The following is an 18,714-nucleotide window of genomic DNA, read 5'->3' as shown; positions in this document are numbered from 1 at the left end:
TTCAAATATGAAAAACGTAGTAAAAGTTACCGCACTTTCTTTAGGTCTTGCACTTGCATCAGGTTTTGCTGCTGCAGATGAAAATATCGCATTCATCAATGCGGGTTACTTATTCCAAAACCACCCGGATCGTCAAGCTGTAGCAGATAAGTTAGATGCAGAATTCAAACCAATGGCGGATAAACTTGCTGCAAGTAAGAAAGAAATTGATGACAAAATCGTAGCATCTCGTAAAAAAGTAGAAGCAAAAGTGGCTGCTTTACAAAAAGATGCACCTCGTTTACGTCAAGCTGAAATTCAAAAGCGCCAAGAAGAAATTACTAAATTTGGTTCAGATGAAGAAGCTGCATTAAATAAATTAATGGAAGAGCAAGATAAAAAAGTGGCAGAGTTCCAAGAGTTAAACGAAAAACGTCAAACTGAAGAGCGTGGTAAATTATTAGAAAGCATTCAAGTTGCAACTAATAACTTAGCAAAAGCAAAAGGTTATACTTATGTTTTAGATGCTAACTCTGTAGTATTTGCGGTAGATGGTAAAGACATTACTGAAGATGTATTAAAATCTATTCCTGCAACTGAAAAAGCAGCTCCAGCAAAAACTGAAGAGAAAAAATAATAGGTTCTCATAATGCAAAAATCCTATTCTTTACAGGAATTAGCAGCAAAAGTCGGCGGTACCCTTCGTGGTAACGCCGACGTTGTCGTTAATAATATCGCCGCACTGTCAAAAGCAGAACCTAACCAGCTTACCTTCATTTCTAATGCAAAATTCCGTCCTTTATTAGCGGAATCTAAAGCAGGTATTCTTGTCGTGTCAGAAGCGGATGTGGAGTTTTGCTCACCTGAAAGTAATTTACTTATCGTCAAAGATCCTTATGTTGCTTACGCTGTATTAGCTCAATATATGGATACCACGCCGAAAGCGGCTCAAAATATCCACCCAAGTGCGGTTATTTCTGAAAAAGCTTCAATTGGTGAAAATGTATCAATTGGTGCAAATGCCGTTATTGAAGAAGGTGTTCTATTAGGCGATAACGTGATTATTGGCGCGGGTTGTTTTGTTGGTAAATTCACAAAAATTGGCGCGGGTACACAGCTTTGGGCAAACGTAAGCGTTTATCATGAAGTAGAAATTGGGCAAAATTGCTTAATTCAATCAGGTGCAGTCATTGGTAGTGATGGCTTTGGCTATGCGAATGATCGTGGCCGTTGGGTGAAAATCCCACAAGTTGGGCAAGTGATTATTGGTAATAATGTCGAAATCGGTGCTTGTACTTGTATTGACCGTGGTGCCTTAGATGCGACAGTCATTGAAGATAACGTTATTATTGATAATCTTTGCCAAATTGCCCATAACGTTCATATTGGCACAGGCACAGCAGTGGCTGGTGGTGTGATTATGGCGGGTAGCTTAAAAGTAGGTCGTTATTGCTTAATTGGCGGAGCAAGTGTGATTAATGGTCACATGGAGATCTGCGATAAAGTAACCGTGACAGGCATGGGTATGGTGATGCGCCCAATTACTGAGCCTGGCGTATACTCATCGGGCATTCCACTACAAACCAATAAAGAGTGGCGAAAAACAGCCGCACTTACCTTGGGAATTGATGGTATGAATAAACGATTGAAAGTCCTAGAGAAAAAACTTGGCTAAGATTTTAAAACGTACCTTTGGGTGCGTTTTATTTTTATACAGAAATATCGTATAATCTCAATGTTTTATTATTATTTATTTTAAAGGTATTAGACGTGTCAGAGAATCAAGTAAGTAAAGTGATTGAAGCAAAAGAAATTATGACCTTATTGCCACATCGTTATCCATTTTTATTAGTGGATCGCGTGTTGGACTACAAAGAAGGTGAGTGGTTAAAAGCAATTAAAAATATCAGTGTAAACGAACCTTGCTTTACTGGTCATTTCCCGAGTGAACCGATTTTACCTGGTGTGTTAATTCTTGAAGCTTTGGCACAAGCAATGGGATTACTTGCATTTAAAACCCATGAATTAAAAGGTGGCGAATTATTCTATTTCGCGGGTATTGATGAAGCGCGTTTCAAACGCCCAGTATTACCTGGAGATCAAATGGAATTGAACGTTCAAGTGATTAAAGAACGTCGTGGTATTACAGCATTCACGGGTATTGCAACCGTAAACGGTGAAGTAGCTTGTGAAGCCAAATTAATGTGTGCTCGTCGATAATTAAAGAAAATTAAGGGGTAAGTATGATCCACCCAAGTGCAAAAATTCACCCGACCGCGCTTGTCGCAGATGGCGCAGTTATTGGCGAAGATGTTGTTATCGGTCCTTTTTGTATTGTTGAAGGAAGTGTTGAGATTAAAGCACGTACTGTTTTAAATTCTCACATTGTCGTGAAAGGTGACACCGTGATTGGTGAAGATAACCAGATTTATCAATTTGCCAGCATTGGTGAAGTAAACCAAGATTTAAAATATAAGGGCGAAGCAACTAAAACCATTATTGGTAATGGCAACCTTATTCGTGAACATGTGACAATTCACCGCGGTACTATCCAAGGTGGTGGTGTAACACGTATTGGTAACAATAACTTATTGATGATCAACGTCCACGTTGCTCACGATTGCCAAATTAAAAATAACTGTATTTTGGCAAACAATGCAACCCTTGCAGGTCATGTTGAATTAGATGATTTTGTTATTGTAGGTGGTATGTCTGCGATTCACCAATTTGTGATCGTTGGTGCGCACGTAATGCTAGGTGGTGGCTCTATGGTTAGCCAAGATGTGCCGCCTTATGTGATGGCTCAAGGTAACCATGCGCAGCCTTTTGGTGTAAACCTTGAAGGATTAAAACGCCGTGGTTTTGATAAACCAACTATGCATGCTATCCGTAATGTTTATAAAATGATTTACCGCAGTGGTAAAACCCTTGAAGAAGTATTGCCGGAAATTGAACAAATTGCACAAACTGAATCTGCAATTAGTTTCTTTGTGGAATTCTTCAAACGTTCTACTCGTGGCATTATTCGCTAATTAACGTTTCTTTTCTCATTAAGAGAAAATGATGAATAACAAAGAGACCGCACTATGATTTGTTCAAAGTGCGGTCGTTTTTTAGGATAAATTTAATGATAAAAGAAAATCCGACTATTGCGATTGTTGCAGGTGAAGTATCTGGCGATATTCTTGGTGCTGGTCTCATTCAGGCGCTTAAACGCCACTATCCACAAGCTAAGTTTGTCGGGATTGGCGGGGAGAGAATGATTGCTCAAGGTTTTGAAAGCTTTTTTGATATGGAAGAGCTCTCTGTCATGGGGCTAGTTGAAGTACTTAAACATTTACCTCGATTGCTTAAAATTCGTCGCAGTGTCATCGAACAACTTTCTGCTATTAAACCGGATGTATTTATCGGTATTGATGCACCGGATTTTAATCTTACCGTTGAACTGAAATTAAAAGGAAAAGGGATTAAAACCATTCATTACGTGAGTCCATCTGTATGGGCTTGGCGTCAAAATCGTATTTATAAAATTGCTAAAGCAACCCATCAAGTATTAGCTTTTCTTCCTTTTGAAAAAGCCTTTTATGATCGTTTTAATGTGCCTTGTCGTTTTATTGGCCATACTATGGCAGATGCGATTCCATTAAAACCAAATAGAACGGAAGCTTGCCAAACCTTAGGTATTGATGAAAAAGGACGTTATCTTGCTATTTTAGTGGGAAGCCGTAGTAGCGAAGTTGGGTTTCTTACTGAACCATTTCTAAAAACTGCTTTGTTATTAAAAGAAAAATATCCAGACTTGCAGTTTTTAGTTCCTTTGGTGAATGAAAAACGTCGCCAGCAATTTGAGGAAATAAAGGCTCAGATTGCACCTGATCTCGATATGCATTTAATTGATGGTAAAGCACGCCAAGTGATGATTGCCGTCGAAGCGACTTTACTTGCTTCGGGTACCGCAGCGCTTGAGGCGATGTTGTGTAAATCACCAATGGTAGTGGGGTATCGAATGAAACCTTTCACGCATTTCTTGGCAAAACGATTGGTCAAAACAAAATATATTTCATTGCCTAATTTGTTAGCGGATAAAATGCTTGTGCCAGAAATGATTCAAGAAGATTGCGAACCGCAAAAATTGGCAGAACAACTTTCTCAGTATTTAGGCGATGACGAAAGTGCGGTCAAATCTCGCAGTGTTTTAATTCAACGTTTTACTGAATTACACAAATTAATTCAATGTGATGCGGATAGCCAAGCCGCACAAGCTGTAATTGATTTATTGGAGCAAAAACATGACTGATTTTGTTTATCCTGAAGGTTATCAATTATTTGCCGGAGTGGATGAGGTTGGACGCGGCCCTTTAGTGGGGGCAGTTGTAACGGCTGCAGTGATATTAGATCCGAATAATCCAATTACTGGGTTGGCAGATTCTAAAAAGCTCAGCGAGAAAAAACGCCTTGCACTCGCTGCAGAAATTAAAGAGAAGGCCTTAGCTTGGGCAATGGGGCGAGCAGAGCCAGCAGAGATCGATGAACTGAATATTCTGTATGCCTCTATGCTAGCAATGGAACGGGCCGTAAAAGCCTTAAAAATTCAACCGCACTTTGTGTTGGTGGATGGTAATCGTATTCCGCCTAATCTAGGTTTGCCAGCTCAAGCCGTGGTGAAAGGGGATTCACTTGTGGCTGAAATTAGTGCTGCTTCTATTTTGGCAAAAGTTGCGCGAGATCAGGAAATGGAAGAGTTAGATAAAAAACACCCTGAATATGCTTTTGCTCAACATAAAGGGTATCCGACCAAATTACATTTAGAAAAGTTATCGGAACTGGGTCCTTTACCTGAGTATCGTCTAAGTTTTTCACCTGTGAAGAAGGTGCTAGGCATAGAAGAGTAGTGACCTTGAAAGATTGTAAGATTGAAGGATAGAGTATTAATACCATTTTTGAGCATGTACTTTGGGTGAGTCATTGTTTTGGACAATAATGTTGCTTGGCTCAGCCATCATTTTATTTGTACATAATAAAATTCGTATGTATGTGGCTGCCTTGGTTGTTTAATGTTGGCTTATTTCCGTTGTGTGGATGTTAAAAGTGCTTATGACTCCATTCAATGGCCTAGCCTTATTCTGATTATCGGAATGATGCCATTTTCAACCGCACTTCAAAAAAACGGTGGGGTAGAGTTTGCGGTGAAATGGCTGACTCAAATCATTGATGAATGGGGAATGTATCCTGTATTGATTGTACTCTTTGTATTTTGTGCATTAGTTGGGTTGTTTATTTCCAATACGGCTACTGCAATTTTGATGGCACCAATCGCAATTTCTCTCGCTACACAGCTTAATGTGTCTCCCATGCCATTTGCGATGGTCGTGGCGATTGCGGCTTCTGCTGCATTTATGACACCAGTCTCTTCTCCTGTGAATACCATGATGGTGTGGGCGGGGGGCTATAAATTTGCTGACTTTATTAAAATCGGCGTACCTTTTACCTTAATTGTTATGTTGGTGACTGTTTTTATTGTGCCAATATTATTTCCATTTTAAATGAAAAGAGCGGTCAAATTGGCCGCTCTTTTTATCTCTCAGCGAGATTATTTATTTAATTTCGATTTGTAAGTTGGGTTCATTAAGTTTGATTTTATTAATTCTTGAGTTGTTTAGTCGATTATTTTTTGTTATGCTACCTTGCATCATCCATGATGATAAATAGTGATTATCTTTTATTCTTAACCGTTTAGTCGAGGAGTTCCTTTATGAGAAAAGTAACACTTTCCGCATTAGCTATAGCTCTTGCTATGGGATTATCTGCTTGTTCATCTAGCCAAGAAGAAAGTCATGACCCATCTTCTAATAATGTTTCAACTTTCCAACCGAATAAATCTTCATCATAAAATAATTCGTCAAACCAATCTTCATCAGAAAATAATTCGTCAAATCAATCTGCATCAGAAAATAATTCGTCAAACCAATCTGCATCAAAAAATGATTCAGCAAATCAAACAAACGAATCAAATAACCAAAACCAATCAACCCAACCCCACTTGACAATAATTGAAAAGGGACCGTTAAGTAAAGGGCACCCATCATCAGCGAAAGATTACGCTATTCCAACAACTGGTAAATTTAATGGGATTGCTTATGAGTTTCGCAGCCACTATAACACTGACAGAATTGAGAATCCAAAAGTACATCAATTATCAACGGATAATATCTACGTGTTAAACATTAATGGTAAACGGATTGATATTGCACCAGAGGGTGTGAATCCAGCGTATACTTATGTGGATAAGGATGGAGAAATTCATTTAAGCACTGGGGCTTTTGTTAATGGTGTAGTTTTCCAAGACAGTATGCAAAATGGGATTTATCAAAACCAAAAAGATGGAAAAACCTACGTTTATATCCAAGGTGAACTCACTCCGACAGATAATATTCCGAAAAGTGGGGAAGCTCGTTATCTTGGGTTGAGTAGCTATCATGTGAATAATGACACACTACTTGAAGGTGCTCTTGATGCTGTTGAGGGTGCTCCTCCAAGATTTGGTATTGTGGGGGTTGATATGACGGCAAATTTTGAAGATAAAACGGTTGCTGGCCGCCTAGTTCATACCAGTGCAGCGAAGAATAATAATGTACTAGCTGAATTAGAGGGAACTATCTCTGGAAACCAATTCAGTGGTACAAAAAATGATACAAAACTGCAAGGCGCATTCTTTGGTGAAAAAGCTAATGAAATGGGCGGCGTTTATATCAATGAGAAAGAAGGTTTTAGTGGCGCATTTAGTGCAAAAAGTAAATGGTAACGAAGAACTAGCAAGTTAGCGTATTCAATTTAAAAGAGCGGTCAAAATTGACCGCTCTTTTCTATATCTCAGCGAGATTATTTATTTAATTTCGCTTTGTAAGTTGGGTTCATTAAGTTTTCTACAGAAAGGATGTCATCCAATTGTTCTGCAGTTAATAAACCTTTTTCTAATACGACTTCACGTACACCTTTACCGGTTTGAGCACAGATTTTACCCACTAAGTCGCCATTATGGTGACCGATAAATGGATTTAAGTAAGTCACGATACCGATTGAGTTAAATACGTAGTTTTCACAAATTTCTTTGTTTACAGTAATACCGTCTACACATTTATCGCGTAAGTTTACGCAAGCATTGGTTAAGATGTCGATAGATTCAAACATTGCTTGACCAATTACAGGTTCCATTACGTTTAATTGTAATTGACCTGCTTCAGATGCAAAAGTCACAGTGGTATCGTTACCAATTACTTTAAAGCACACTTGGTTTACTACTTCTGGAACAACAGGGTTTACTTTGGCTGGCATGATAGAAGAGCCCGCTTGTAATTCAGGTAAGTTAATTTCTTTAATACCAGCACGTGGACCAGAAGAAAGTAAACGTAAGTCATTACATACTTTAGAAAGTTTCACAGCAGTACGTTTTAATGCACCGTGAACCATGACATAAGCACCACAGTCAGATGTTGCTTCGATTAAGTTTTCTGCCGGTACGCAAGCTAATCCAGTCACTTGAGCAAGGTGTTTTACAACTAATTCTGTATAGCCTTGTGGAGTATTTAAACCAGTACCGATTGCCGTTGCACCAAGGTTTACTTCAAGGAGTAAATCTGCTGTACGTTTTAAGTTACGTACTTCTTCTTCAAGTAATACAGCGAAAGCTTTGAATTCTTGACCAACAGTCATTGGCACTGCATCTTGCAATTGAGTACGACCCATTTTTAAGATGTTCGCAAACTCTTTTGCTTTATTATCAAAACCGTCGTGTAAATATTGAATTTTATCGATTAATTTTAAGATGCTGTTATACACTGCAATACGGAAACCGGTAGGATACGCATCATTAGTTGATTGGCTTGCGTTAACGTGATCCATTGGGTTAATCACGTTATATTCGCCTTTTTTATGGCCAATTTTTTCAAGCGCAAGGTTAGCAACCACTTCATTGGTATTCATATTGACAGACGTACCTGCACCACCTTGATATACATCTGATGGGAATTGATCTAAGCATTTTCCAGTGGTAAGGATTTCATCACAAGCTGCTACAATCGCTTTTGCAATATCACTTGGAATTGCACCTAATTCACCATTGGCTAAAGCCGTTGCTTTTTTCACCATCACCATGCCACGTACAAATTCTGGTACATCAGAAATGGTCACATTAGAAATGTTGAAGTTTTCGACCGCTCTTAAGGTATGGATACCCCAGTATGCATCTGCTGGCACATCACGTTCACCTAATAAATCCACTTCTTTTCTGTATTGAGTCATTTTAATCACCTTTTTGGGTTGTTAATTAATTTGAGGTAATTATAGGAATTTACATAGAAAATAAATTTGACATGGATCACATTTCAAATAAGACGTATAAGAGATATTTTCATTTCTCGCATAAGTTTTTTTAGGGGAAATTAATTCAGCTATATTAATTTTATGCTGATTTTAGCTGTTCACCTATTTTCTCAAACAGTTTCTGAATGAGTTCGGCACGATGACCAAGCACTCGTACAATAAGTCCGCCTTTATTTAATTGAGAAACGCCAATAAGTAGAGATTTTTCACTTTCCTGCTGTTGAAGTGTTTGGACGATTTGTTTAACTTCAGTTGTTGTTTTCTGCAAATTGAGATAAACCAACGATCCTTGATGTGAGAACCCTTCCATTTGGCTTAAAGCGGTTAAATTCATTTTAGACGGCGACCACTGAATACAATCCAACATCAGCGGTTTAACTTTCCCATTTTCTTGCACAAGCTGAACTTTTAAATGAGAAGAAAATTGGCGAAATTCAAAACGCTCATCATTTGCCACTCGCCCAATAGCCACAATTTCACCATAAATTAGCGTACTCTCAGATTGCATATTGATTAACGTTTTTTGCTTAAGCGCAGAATTCTTATGCAAAACCAACGGATGAGGTAAGTAAAATAAACGACTTTTCTCAGCAAGTTGAATCAATGTATTTTGCTCGGCAAAATTCCCCTCATTCATTGCCTGAACTCGAGTAAATGCCTGCGTATTTAAAGAAAGTGCGGTAGATTGTTCGAGCGTTATTTGAATATCAACTCGATCCCCTGCCAATAAGCCTGGCGAAGAAGACATTTGCATTGCATTAAGTCCATTTTCCCAAGAATCGGAATAAGCAGATAACGTCATTACTTTAAAAGGTGGCGTCGCAAAGTATTCATCAAGTTGAGTTTTGCCGTTTGAGGAAAGTTTGGTTGAAAGTTTGAGGGTACTATTCATAATCTTTTCAATTTGTAAAAAACTCCCCTCTTTAAAGTTAAAGGAGAGGGGATGATTCTTTATCTCACTAACGCCTTAGGTTCTTCTACGTTCTTCAATAACGCATATTTTTCAATCCAACCAATCACGCCATCAAGATTTTCTTTTTTCATTAAATTGGTAAACACAAATGGCTGGCCATTACGCATACGACGCGCATCACGTTCCATGACGCTTAAGTCAGCACCAACGAATGGCGCTAGGTCAGTTTTGTTAATCACTAATAAATCAGAACGAGTGATACCCGGCCCACCTTTACGAGGGATTTTTTCCCCTTGAGCCACGTCAATCACGAAAATTGTCACGTCTGCCAAATCAGGGCTAAAAGTCGCTGAAAGGTTATCGCCACCTGATTCAATGAACACGATTTCCACATCAGGAAAACGCGCCACTATTTCATCGACCGCTTCTAAATTCATTGAGGCATCTTCACGAATTGCCGTGTGGGGGCAACCGCCTGTCTCTACGCCCATAATTCGCTCTGGCGGAAGTAAACTATTTTTAGTTAAAAATTCCGCATCTTCTTGGGTGTAAATATCGTTAGTAATCACTGCCACGCTATATTTACTCGCCATTTCGCGAGTCAGTTTTTCAATTAACGCGGTTTTGCCTGCACCAACGGGGCCTGCTACGCCAATTTTAATGTAGTTACGCATAATGTTCCTTTTGTTGATTCGTAGAGGCTCATTCTTATAACCTCTGCAATAAGTAAAAATTCAATAAAAAATGACCGCTCTTACGACATATAAAGTCGCGTATAAAGTACTTCGTGCTGCATGGAACGGATGTCATTTGCGAGAGTTGCTGCACCCAGCCAATCAAGATTGGGCTCAAGGCTTAATTCGACAGCTTGCAAGAGCGCACTACGCAAATCAAACAGAATATCTTGCCCGTCCATTTGGCTGAGCGGAATGAGTTTCACGCCATTGGTAATGGTACCAACTGCCGCATTGTAGTAAAACGCATACAGGGTATCAGCTTTGCTGAGCCCCATTGCTTGCGCCACCATAGCAAACACAATCGGGAAATAGCCTTGCACGGTTTTATTTTGAATCGCTTGCTGAAATTGGCTCAACATTGGGTGTTGTTCATAGCGGATAAAAATTTTTAATAACCGCACGCCGAGTTTAAAACTGCCTTCGCGACTTTCTCGTGCAATTTTGGTCGCAGATAGCGAATGATCTAATTCGCACAAACGGTCAAAATCATTGGTAGCCATGGCTTCAAATGCGAGCGAAAGATAAGCGCCATCGTTATACACCCAGTTTTGTAAAAGCTGAGTTTGCACATATTCTTCTAAGCTTGATTTTGTCGAAACAACACCTTGTTGAACAAAGGTTTCTAAACCGTTTGAATGGTTAAAGCCCCCGATTGGCAAAGTCGGGTCAACCAAGTGCAACAATGCGCCTAAATCTGCCAGACTTCGGTTTAATGTTGATGCCAATTGCCGTCTCCGTGATGATCATGCGAATGACTGTGCGAATGCCCGTGTCCTTGTGCCGAATTGGCACGCAAAGCTTGGCTTAAACGGCGTTCTGCTTTTTGAGGATGAAATCCCGCTGCTTGTAACCATTCGAACATCGGCTTATCGTAAGGCAATGTTACTTCATCGCCATCTAAAAAGAGTGGTGAATGTTTATTACCGATTTCATAACAAGCTCGAGCCATTTCAGGCAAAGTTTTCGGAGACAGTACAATTACTTCACTTGGCAGAATTTCAATCACAATGGCTAGTTCATCGCTGATAAACACCACATCATCGTGCTTTAAACGTTGTCCTTCTTTTAGTAAGCGAAAGGCAACTTCACGCCCCGTATCAGTGGTTTTACGCAGAATATTGCGTTCACTTTCATACCACTGCAATGCCACGTGTTCAATGGTTTGATGGGTAATTTTGCCTTCAGTTCTGAGGCTAACTAAGTCGCCTAAGATGGTATCCATAATAGGCAGAATGGGGGTGAGGATTTTCATTTTTGTATTACTTATTTTCTTCGCTAATTAAGGTTGCCCAATATCCCCGCCTCTCTTTGATAAAGAGGGATTTTCTTTATAAATTTGCTGTCATCTGACTCATTTATATTTGCCATATCAAAGTAGAACAATGATATAAAATCTCGCTCGTTTTTCCCCCTCTTTAGCAAAGAGGGAAAGGGGAGATTAGGCAGAAGAAAAAACAGAGAAATTAGGTTATTTAGATCAATTTCGTGACACCACAAAAATGGTTACAACGTTGGCTTTGTTTCTCTTAAAACCTCATATTTTTCATTCATCTCTGCTGCCCAAGCGGTTAAATTTGGAAATTCTTTTGCAAGATCTAATCCAATTTTTTCTGCTCTAAACAAGAACCAATCAATGACTGCAACCGCCGTTAACGTACCAATGTTTAATTCCGTGCCAAAGGGTTTTAAGTCTTGCTCCAGTCTTGCAAAACTTTGGCGATTACGCTCAGTTAGTTGTTGATGGCGAGCTGTCCACCATTCACTTTCAGGGCGAAGCATTTTTTCAGCCATCATCGGCACGGTGTTTTCCATAATGCCATCGGCTAAATTATGCAACGCTAACGCCGCCCAACGTGGCTTGCCATTTTCTGGAATGAGTTTAGGCTCAACCTTGCCTTTTTGGTTGAGATATTCGCAAATGAGCAAACTGCCATAAAGCCAGTTGCCACAATTACGTTCTAACGCTGGCACTCTACCCAGAGGATTCGCCTGATTATGCGGAGAACTTGCATCAAATGATGAACCAATTTTAATCAGTTCTGTTTTGTCTAAGAGTTGTTGATATTTCAACGTTACCAGCACTTTACGTACATACGGGCTGGTGGTGGAGTACCAAAGTTTCATCGTAAATTATCCTTAAAATTTGACCGCTCTTTTCTACTTAGAACAAGAAATATCGTTGCCCCAATGGCACCGTATCCACAGGTTCGCAGGTAATGAGTTCACCATCTACACGCACTTCATAGCGTTCTGGATCCACCGTAATTTCAGGTGTCGCATTATTGTGAACCAGATCTTTTTTCCCTACGCTGCGGCAACCTTTCACGGCAATGGTTTCTTTGTGTAAACCGAATTTTGCACGAATATTGGCTTTTTCAGCGACTTGCGAAACAAAGAATACTGCAGTTTGTGCGGTTGCTAAGCCTTGTGCACCGTACATTGGACGGTAGAACACTGGTTGTGGTGTTGGAATAGAGGCATTTGGGTCGCCCATTTTCGCGTAACTAATAAAGCCTTTTTTAATTACGACTTCAGGTTTTACGCCAAAGAACATCGGTTTCCATAACACGATATCCGCAATTTTGCCCACTTCTAACGAACCAATATGATCGGCAATACCGTGTGCAATCGCTGGGTTGATGGTGTATTTCGCGATATAGCGTTTAATGCGGAAGTTATCGTTTCCTTCATTGCCTAGCTCACCACGTTGCATTTTCATTTTATCTGCAGTTTGCCATGTACGAATAACGACTTCTCCAATACGTCCCATTGCTTGAGAGTCTGAACTCATAATCGAGAAGACGCCCATATCGTGCAAAATATCTTCTGCTGCAATGGTTTCAGGACGGATACGGCTATCGGCAAAAGCTACATCTTCCGGTACGCGTTTATCTAAGTGATGGCAAACCATCAACATATCCAAATGTTCATCAATGGTGTTTTTTGTAAACGGACGAGTCGGGTTGGTTGAAGCAGGCAATACGTTTGGATACATCGCTGCTTTAATGATATCTGGCGCATGTCCGCCACCTGCACCTTCTGTGTGGAAGGTGTGAATCACACGCCCATCAATGGCGTTCATTGTATCTTCCAAAAAGCCACTTTCGTTAAGTGTATCGGTATGGATTGCCACTTGAATATCCATTTCATCTGCCACTTTTAATGCAGAATCAATCACTGCTGGCGTTGCGCCCCAGTCTTCGTGGATTTTTAAACCTAATGCGCCCGCTTCAATTTGTTCACGTAGCGGATCTAGGGTTGAACAGTTGCCTTTACCGAAAAATCCTACGTTAACAGGTAAAGCTTCTGCCGCTTGGAACATACGTTCCATATACCATGCACCTGGGGTACAAGTAGTCGCGTGTGTACCATCAGCCGGGCCAGTTCCACCACCAATTAAGGTGGTTACGCCGCTTTCAATCGCATGTTGTGCTTGTTGAGGGCAAATAAAGTGAATGTGGGTATCAATACCGCCAGCGGTCGCAATTAAATGTGCACCGTTATGCACTTCCGTGCTAGCTCCGATAATCATGTTTGGCGTAACGTTATCCATGGTGTCAGGGTTACCCGCTTGTCCGATGCCGACAATACGACCATCGCGAATACCAATATCTGCTTTGATAATGCCTAATTTCGCATCAATGATCATCACGTTGGTAATCACAAAATCCAATACATTTGGATTGTCACGCGTTGCGGTGCCACTTTGCGCCATGCCATCACGCACGCTTTTACCGCCACCAAATTTACACTCATCACCTTTGGTTAATAAATCTTGTTCAATGGTTGCCCATAAATTGGTATCGCCTAAACGGACTTTATCGCCAACGGTTGGGCCATAAGTTGCTACATATTGCGCTCTTGAAATTGTTAATGCCATTCTGCCCTACCTTATAATTTGCCATCAATTTGATTATGGAAGCCGTAAATGGTTTGGTTACCACCGAAAGCCACTAATTCCACTGATTTCACTTCACCGGGTTCAAAACGTACCGCATTGCCAGATGGCACATTTAAACGCATTCCACGTGCTAAAGTGCGGTCAAATTTAAGGGCATTATTGGTTTCAAAGAAATGGTAGTGAGAGCCGACTTGAATGGGTCTATCGCCTGAGTTAGTCACTTCAATTATCACTGTTTTTCTGCCGACATTAGCGAGAATATCACCTTCGGCTAATTGGTATTCACCTGGGATCATTTTTAATTCCTTAGTTGTAAATTTTTTCCGATTTTTAACCGCTTGTACTTATTATCTAATCGGATTGTGCACGGTAACAAGCTTCGTACCATCTGGGAAAGTTGCTTCAATTTGTACTTCGTGTACCATTTCAGCAACGCCTTCCATCACATCTTCAACAGTGAGTAGGGTTGCTCCATATTGCATCACTTCCGCCACACTCATACCATCTCTCGCTGCTTCTTGTAAATGACTCGCGATATAAGCAATAGCCTCAGGATAGTTTAATTTTATGCCACGTACTTTGCGTTTTGCCGCCAACTCACCGGCTAAAAAGAGCATCAATTTCTCTTGTTCTCTTGATGTTAAATGCATATTGTTATTCCTTTTTTTGTTTATTATGCAAGACGGGCAGAATTTTACGTAAAAAACGACAGAATAGGAAAAATATTTTATTAGATTTTTTTAATAATACCCCTTGAAATCATAAAAATCCTCCTTATATAGGGAGTGCATTAACTAATTTTTAAGAAGGAAATTAATCATGAATATTCGTCCTTTACACGATCGTGTAATCATTAAACGTGAAGAAGTAGAAACTCGTTCAGCTGGCGGTATCGTATTAACTGGCTCAGCAGCGACTAAATCCACCCGTGCGAAAGTATTGGCAGTGGGTAAGGGTCGTATTTTGGAAAATGGCACCATTCAACCTTTAGATGTAAAAGTTGGTGATACAGTCATTTTCAATGATGGTTATGGCGTGAAAAGTGAAAAAATTGATGGTGAAGAAGTGTTAATCATTTCTGAAAACGATATTTTGGCGATTGTGGAATAATTTAAATTAAGGAAAAAAGAAAATGGCAGCAAAAGACGTAAAATTTGGTAACGATGCACGCGTAAAAATGCTTAAAGGCGTGAATGTATTAGCCGATGCGGTAAAAGTTACCCTTGGCCCTAAAGGTCGTAATGTAATTTTAGATAAATCATTTGGTGCACCAACCATCACTAAAGATGGGGTATCTGTCGCACGTGAAATTGAATTAGAAGATAAATTTGAAAATATGGGTGCACAAATGGTGAAAGAGGTTGCCTCTAAAGCCAATGATGCGGCGGGTGACGGTACTACTACTGCAACAGTTCTTGCTCAAGCTATCGTAAATGAAGGCTTAAAAGCTGTGGCTGCAGGTATGAACCCAATGGATTTAAAACGCGGTATCGATAAAGCAGTAAGTGCGGTTGTTTCTGAGCTTAAAAATTTATCTAAACCTTGTGAAACTTCTAAAGAAATTGAGCAAGTTGGGACAATTTCTGCTAACTCAGACAGCATTGTGGGGCAATTAATTGCTCAAGCAATGGAAAAAGTGGGTAAAGAAGGCGTGATTACCGTAGAAGACGGTACAGGTCTTGACGATGAATTAGCGGTTGTGGAAGGGATGCAATTCGATCGTGGTTATTTATCACCTTATTTCATCAACAAACCAGAAACGGCAACTGTTGAATTAGACAACCCATACATTCTTTTAGTAGATAAAAAAGTATCAAACATTCGTGAATTACTTCCAGTGTTAGAAGGTGTTGCGAAAGCAGGTAAACCGTTATTAATCATCGCTGAAGATATCGAAGGTGAAGCACTTGCAACTTTAGTGGTGAACACCATGCGTGGTATCGTGAAAATTGCAGCAGTGAAAGCGCCAGGTTTTGGTGATCGTCGTAAAGCGATGTTACAAGATATTGCGATCTTAACTGCGGGTACCGTGATTTCTGAAGAAATCGGTATGGAGCTTGAAAAAGCGACATTAGAAGATTTAGGCCAAGCAAAACGTGTAGTCATCAACAAAGACAATACCACGATCATCGATGGTGTGGGTGATGAAGCTCAAATCAAAGGTCGCGTAGCTCAAATTCGTCAGCAAATCGAAGAATCAACGTCTGATTATGACAAAGAAAAACTTCAAGAACGCGTGGCTAAACTTGCTGGCGGTGTAGCTGTAATTAAAGTTGGTGCAGCAACTGAAGTTGAAATGAAAGAGAAAAAAGATCGAGTGGACGATGCATTACACGCAACTCGAGCCGCGGTTGAAGAAGGTATTGTTGCTGGTGGTGGTGTTGCATTAGTTCGTGCAGCAACTAAAGTCGCGGCAACCTTAAAAGGTGATAATGAAGAACAAGATGTAGGTATCAAACTTGCATTACGTGCAATGGAAGCACCACTTCGTCAAATCGTCACTAACGCAGGTGAAGAAGCATCTGTTGTGGCAAGTGCGGTTAAAAATGGTGAAGGTAACTTCGGTTATAATGCAGGTACCGAACAGTACGGTGATATGATCGAAATGGGTATTTTAGATCCAACTAAAGTCACTCGTTCAGCGTTACAATTCGCAGCTTCTGTAGCGGGCTTAATGATTACCACAGAATGTATGGTTACCGATCTTCCAAAAGATGATAAAGCCGATTTAGGTGCTGCTGGAATGGGCGGTATGGGAGGCATGGGTGGAATGATGTAATTCCCCTTTGCGAAAGAAAGTGCGATCGTTTTTCTTTGTAGAAATGCGATCGCATTTTTATTTGTGTGATGCTACACTTTAATGGTTTTCGATGATTTTATAGGTATAACAATGACAATTTCCCAAACTGAACTTAATCAACAACTCAAATCTGCCGGTATTGGTATTAATGCAACGGAATTACATGGTTTTTTGAGCGGCTTAATTTGTGGTGGGCTGAAAGACCAAAGCTGGTTACCACTTTTATATCAATTCAGTAATGATAACCACGCTTATCCAGCCGCATTAATTCAGCCAATTACCGAAATCTATGAACAGATTGGTAAAACCTTAGGGGATGTAGAAGGGTTTGATTTTGAATTGGGATTAACAGAAGATGAGAGCGTATTTGCCCGTGCAGACAGCCTATCAGACTGGGCAAACCAATTTTTACTGGGTTTAGGTCTTGTTCAGACAGAATTGGATAAGGAAAAAGGCGAAATTGGCGAAGCGGTAGATGATTTACAAGATATTTGTCAGCTTGGTTATGATGAAGAAGATGACGAAGAAGAGCTTGCTGAAGCGCTAGAAGAAATTATTGAATATGTTCGCACCATTGCGATGTTGTTTTACACCCATTTTAACGATGATGCGCAAGAAATAAAACCTATATTACATTAAAAGGAGCGAAACATGGATCTCGCATACATGGCGGCGTTACCGCAAGAAGAATTTACAGAACGTCGTCAAAAAGTATTAGCACAAATGCAACCAAATTCTGCTTTGTTGCTATTTTCCGAAATTGAAAAACGTCGTAATAACGACTGTGATTTTCCTTTCCGCCAAGACAGTTACTTTTGGTATTTAACAGGTTTTAATGAGCCAAATGCTGCATTATTATTGATTAAAACGGAAGATGCAGAAAAGGCGGTTGTATTTCTTCGCCCGCGAGATCCTTTGCTTGAGACATGGAATGGTCGCCGATTAGGGGTTGAGCGCGCACCGCAAAAACTCAATGTTGATGAAGCCTATTCTATTGATGATTTCAAAACTGAATTTCCAAAATTAACGGAAAAATTGACCGCACTTTATCATGTGGCAGATCGTCATCCTTGGGGTGATAAATTATTAGCTGAAAGTGCGGTGAAATTTTACGCTATTTTTGATTGGCAGCCGATGTTAAGTGAAATGCGGTTAATCAAATCTCCAAACGAAATTCGCTTAATGCAGCAAGCGGGACAAATTACAGCATTTGGACATATTAAAGCGATGCAAGTAACTCGTCCGAATCGTTTTGAATATGAAATTGAAAGCGAAATTCTGCATGAATTTAATTGTCATGGCGCAAGATTTCCGTCTTATAATTCGATTATTGCGGGAGGCGATAACGCCTGTATTTTGCACTACACCGAAAATGATCAAGCATTAAAAGATGGCGATCTTGTATTAATTGATGCAGGCTGTGAGTTTGCTATGTATGCAGGCGATATCACGCGTACGTTCCCTGTAAATGGTCAATTTACCCAGCCACAACGTGAGATTTATGAATTAGTGTTAAAAGCACAAAAACGTGCGATTGAGCTATTAGTGCCAGGTAATTCAATTAAACTGGCAAATGACGAAGTGATTCGCATTAAAACTCAAGGCTTGGTGGATTTAGGTATCCTGAAAGGGGATGTAGATAAGCTGATTGAAGAGAAAGCTTATCGCCAGTTTTATATGCACGGTTTAGGTCATTGGCTTGGCTTAGATGTGCATGATGTTGGCCGCTATGATGATCGTAGTCGCACGCTTGAAGTGGGTATGATCATCACTGTTGAGCCAGGTATTTATATTTCAGAAGAGGCGGATGTGCCAGCTCAATATAAAGGCATTGGTGTGCGTATTGAAGATAACTTGTTGATGACTGAATATGGCAACAAAAATCTGACAGCAGCGGCACCAAAAGAAATCGATGACATTGAAAATTTAATGAAAAATTGAGAAAAATTCTCAAATTTGTGATCTAGTGCAAGTTTTTTGTGCAGGTAAGGTGCTAATATACTGT

21 protein-coding genes and 1 pseudogene are annotated in these 18,714 nt (G+C 40.0%); 13 read left to right on the top strand and 9 right to left on the bottom strand.

The annotated features are described in order from the left end of the window. Positions 1–7 precede the first annotated feature (7 nt). The 9 genes and pseudogenes from DPV97_RS01640 to DPV97_RS01600 all read left to right on the top strand — a co-directional run bounded on the left by DPV97_RS01640 (position 8) and on the right by DPV97_RS01600 (position 6,781). A complete protein-coding gene (locus DPV97_RS01640; protein WP_049368923.1) occupies positions 8–616 on the top strand; it encodes an OmpH/Skp family outer membrane protein in 609 nt (202 codons plus the stop codon). 12 nt (positions 617–628) lie between these two features. Further along, entirely contained in the window at positions 629–1,654 is a 1,026-nt protein-coding gene (gene lpxD, locus DPV97_RS01635; RefSeq protein ID WP_070715170.1) for a UDP-3-O-(3-hydroxymyristoyl)glucosamine N-acyltransferase, read from the top strand. A gap of 95 nt (positions 1,655–1,749) precedes the next feature. Next, complete coding sequence (fabZ, locus tag DPV97_RS01630) at positions 1,750–2,199, top strand: 3-hydroxyacyl-ACP dehydratase FabZ (RefSeq protein WP_075875086.1); 450 nt, start codon at positions 1,750–1,752, stop codon at positions 2,197–2,199. A gap of 23 nt (positions 2,200–2,222) precedes the next feature. Then, positions 2,223–3,011 carry an acyl-ACP--UDP-N-acetylglucosamine O-acyltransferase gene (gene lpxA / locus DPV97_RS01625; protein WP_070715172.1) on the top strand — a complete coding sequence of 263 codons (789 nt, stop codon included), beginning with the start codon at positions 2,223–2,225 and terminating at the stop codon, positions 3,009–3,011. Positions 3,012–3,106: 95 nt separating this feature from the next. After that, positions 3,107–4,276, top strand: coding sequence for a lipid-A-disaccharide synthase (gene lpxB / locus DPV97_RS01620; RefSeq protein WP_070715175.1), 1,170 nt, complete (start codon positions 3,107–3,109; stop codon positions 4,274–4,276). Further along, positions 4,269–4,871: a ribonuclease HII gene (gene rnhB / locus DPV97_RS01615; RefSeq protein WP_070715177.1), complete on the top strand. Its 603-nt coding sequence runs from the start codon at positions 4,269–4,271 to the stop codon at positions 4,869–4,871. The genes lpxB and rnhB overlap by 8 nt, the downstream gene beginning before the upstream one ends. Positions 4,872–5,009: 138 nt before the next feature. After that, positions 5,010–5,522 (top strand): annotated as a pseudogene (locus DPV97_RS01610) (SLC13 family permease); the annotation flags it as partial. Positions 5,523–5,731: 209 nt separating this feature from the next. Continuing rightward, positions 5,732–5,869, top strand: coding sequence for a hypothetical protein (locus DPV97_RS09570; protein WP_165819700.1), 138 nt, complete (start codon positions 5,732–5,734; stop codon positions 5,867–5,869). Positions 5,870–6,019: 150 nt separating this feature from the next. Next, positions 6,020–6,781 (top strand): transferrin-binding protein-like solute binding protein, encoded by a 762-nt coding sequence (locus DPV97_RS01600; RefSeq protein WP_111382854.1) that lies wholly within the window; start codon positions 6,020–6,022, stop codon positions 6,779–6,781. Positions 6,782–6,858: 77 nt separating this feature from the next. Here the strand turns inward: DPV97_RS01600 and aspA are convergent, their stop codons facing one another. The 9 genes from aspA to ureA form a co-directional block, all read right to left on the bottom strand. Further along, positions 6,859–8,277: an aspartate ammonia-lyase gene (gene aspA / locus DPV97_RS01595; protein WP_070715183.1), complete on the bottom strand. Its 1,419-nt coding sequence runs from the start codon at positions 8,275–8,277 to the stop codon at positions 6,859–6,861. 160 nt (positions 8,278–8,437) lie between these two features. Beyond that, complete coding sequence (locus DPV97_RS01590) at positions 8,438–9,250, bottom strand: urease accessory protein UreD (RefSeq protein ID WP_070715185.1); 813 nt, start codon at positions 9,248–9,250, stop codon at positions 8,438–8,440. Between the two features lie 59 nt (positions 9,251–9,309). Then, positions 9,310–9,945 carry an urease accessory protein UreG gene (ureG, locus tag DPV97_RS01585; RefSeq protein WP_070715187.1) on the bottom strand — a complete coding sequence of 212 codons (636 nt, stop codon included), beginning with the start codon at positions 9,943–9,945 and terminating at the stop codon, positions 9,310–9,312. An 80-nt stretch (positions 9,946–10,025) separates the two neighbouring features. Beyond that, the gene (locus DPV97_RS01580; protein WP_070715189.1) at positions 10,026–10,733 is read right to left on the bottom strand and encodes an urease accessory protein UreF; all 708 of its coding nucleotides are present in this window, start codon (positions 10,731–10,733) and stop codon (positions 10,026–10,028) included. Beyond that, positions 10,718–11,260 (bottom strand): urease accessory protein UreE, encoded by a 543-nt coding sequence (gene ureE, locus DPV97_RS01575; protein ID WP_070715191.1) that lies wholly within the window; start codon positions 11,258–11,260, stop codon positions 10,718–10,720. The genes DPV97_RS01580 and ureE overlap by 16 nt, the downstream gene beginning before the upstream one ends. A 251-nt stretch (positions 11,261–11,511) precedes the next feature. Next, on the bottom strand, positions 11,512–12,132 hold the full coding sequence (locus tag DPV97_RS01570) for a glutathione S-transferase (RefSeq protein ID WP_070715193.1): 621 nt from the start codon (positions 12,130–12,132) through the stop codon (positions 11,512–11,514). Positions 12,133–12,169: 37 nt separating this feature from the next. After that, entirely contained in the window at positions 12,170–13,888 is a 1,719-nt protein-coding gene (gene ureC, locus DPV97_RS01565) for an urease subunit alpha (protein ID WP_070715195.1), read from the bottom strand. Between the two features lie 11 nt (positions 13,889–13,899). Beyond that, positions 13,900–14,205, bottom strand: coding sequence for an urease subunit beta (gene ureB, locus DPV97_RS01560; RefSeq protein WP_070715198.1), 306 nt, complete (start codon positions 14,203–14,205; stop codon positions 13,900–13,902). Positions 14,206–14,256: 51 nt separating this feature from the next. Then, positions 14,257–14,559 (bottom strand): urease subunit gamma, encoded by a 303-nt coding sequence (gene ureA / locus DPV97_RS01555; protein WP_070715201.1) that lies wholly within the window; start codon positions 14,557–14,559, stop codon positions 14,257–14,259. Between the two features lie 169 nt (positions 14,560–14,728). On the opposite strand from ureA, the gene DPV97_RS01550 reads away from it, so the two are divergent. From DPV97_RS01550 to pepP, 4 genes are all read left to right on the top strand, one after another. Next, positions 14,729–15,019 carry a co-chaperone GroES gene (locus DPV97_RS01550; protein ID WP_005664453.1) on the top strand — a complete coding sequence of 97 codons (291 nt, stop codon included), beginning with the start codon at positions 14,729–14,731 and terminating at the stop codon, positions 15,017–15,019. 22 nt (positions 15,020–15,041) lie between these two features. After that, positions 15,042–16,688 carry a chaperonin GroEL gene (gene groL, locus DPV97_RS01545; protein WP_070715202.1) on the top strand — a complete coding sequence of 549 codons (1,647 nt, stop codon included), beginning with the start codon at positions 15,042–15,044 and terminating at the stop codon, positions 16,686–16,688. 111 nt (positions 16,689–16,799) lie between these two features. Further along, positions 16,800–17,348 carry a YecA/YgfB family protein gene (locus tag DPV97_RS01540; RefSeq protein WP_070715205.1) on the top strand — a complete coding sequence of 183 codons (549 nt, stop codon included), beginning with the start codon at positions 16,800–16,802 and terminating at the stop codon, positions 17,346–17,348. Between the two features lie 12 nt (positions 17,349–17,360). Beyond that, positions 17,361–18,650 (top strand): Xaa-Pro aminopeptidase, encoded by a 1,290-nt coding sequence (pepP, locus tag DPV97_RS01535; RefSeq protein ID WP_070715207.1) that lies wholly within the window; start codon positions 17,361–17,363, stop codon positions 18,648–18,650. Positions 18,651–18,714 lie beyond the last annotated feature (64 nt).

Source organism: Haemophilus parainfluenzae (genome assembly GCF_003253005.1).
Lineage (GTDB): Bacteria > Pseudomonadota > Gammaproteobacteria > Enterobacterales > Pasteurellaceae > Haemophilus_D > Haemophilus_D parainfluenzae_M.
Note: the sequence above shows the minus strand (reverse complement) of the source record. Positions and strands in the feature narration are given on the sequence as shown.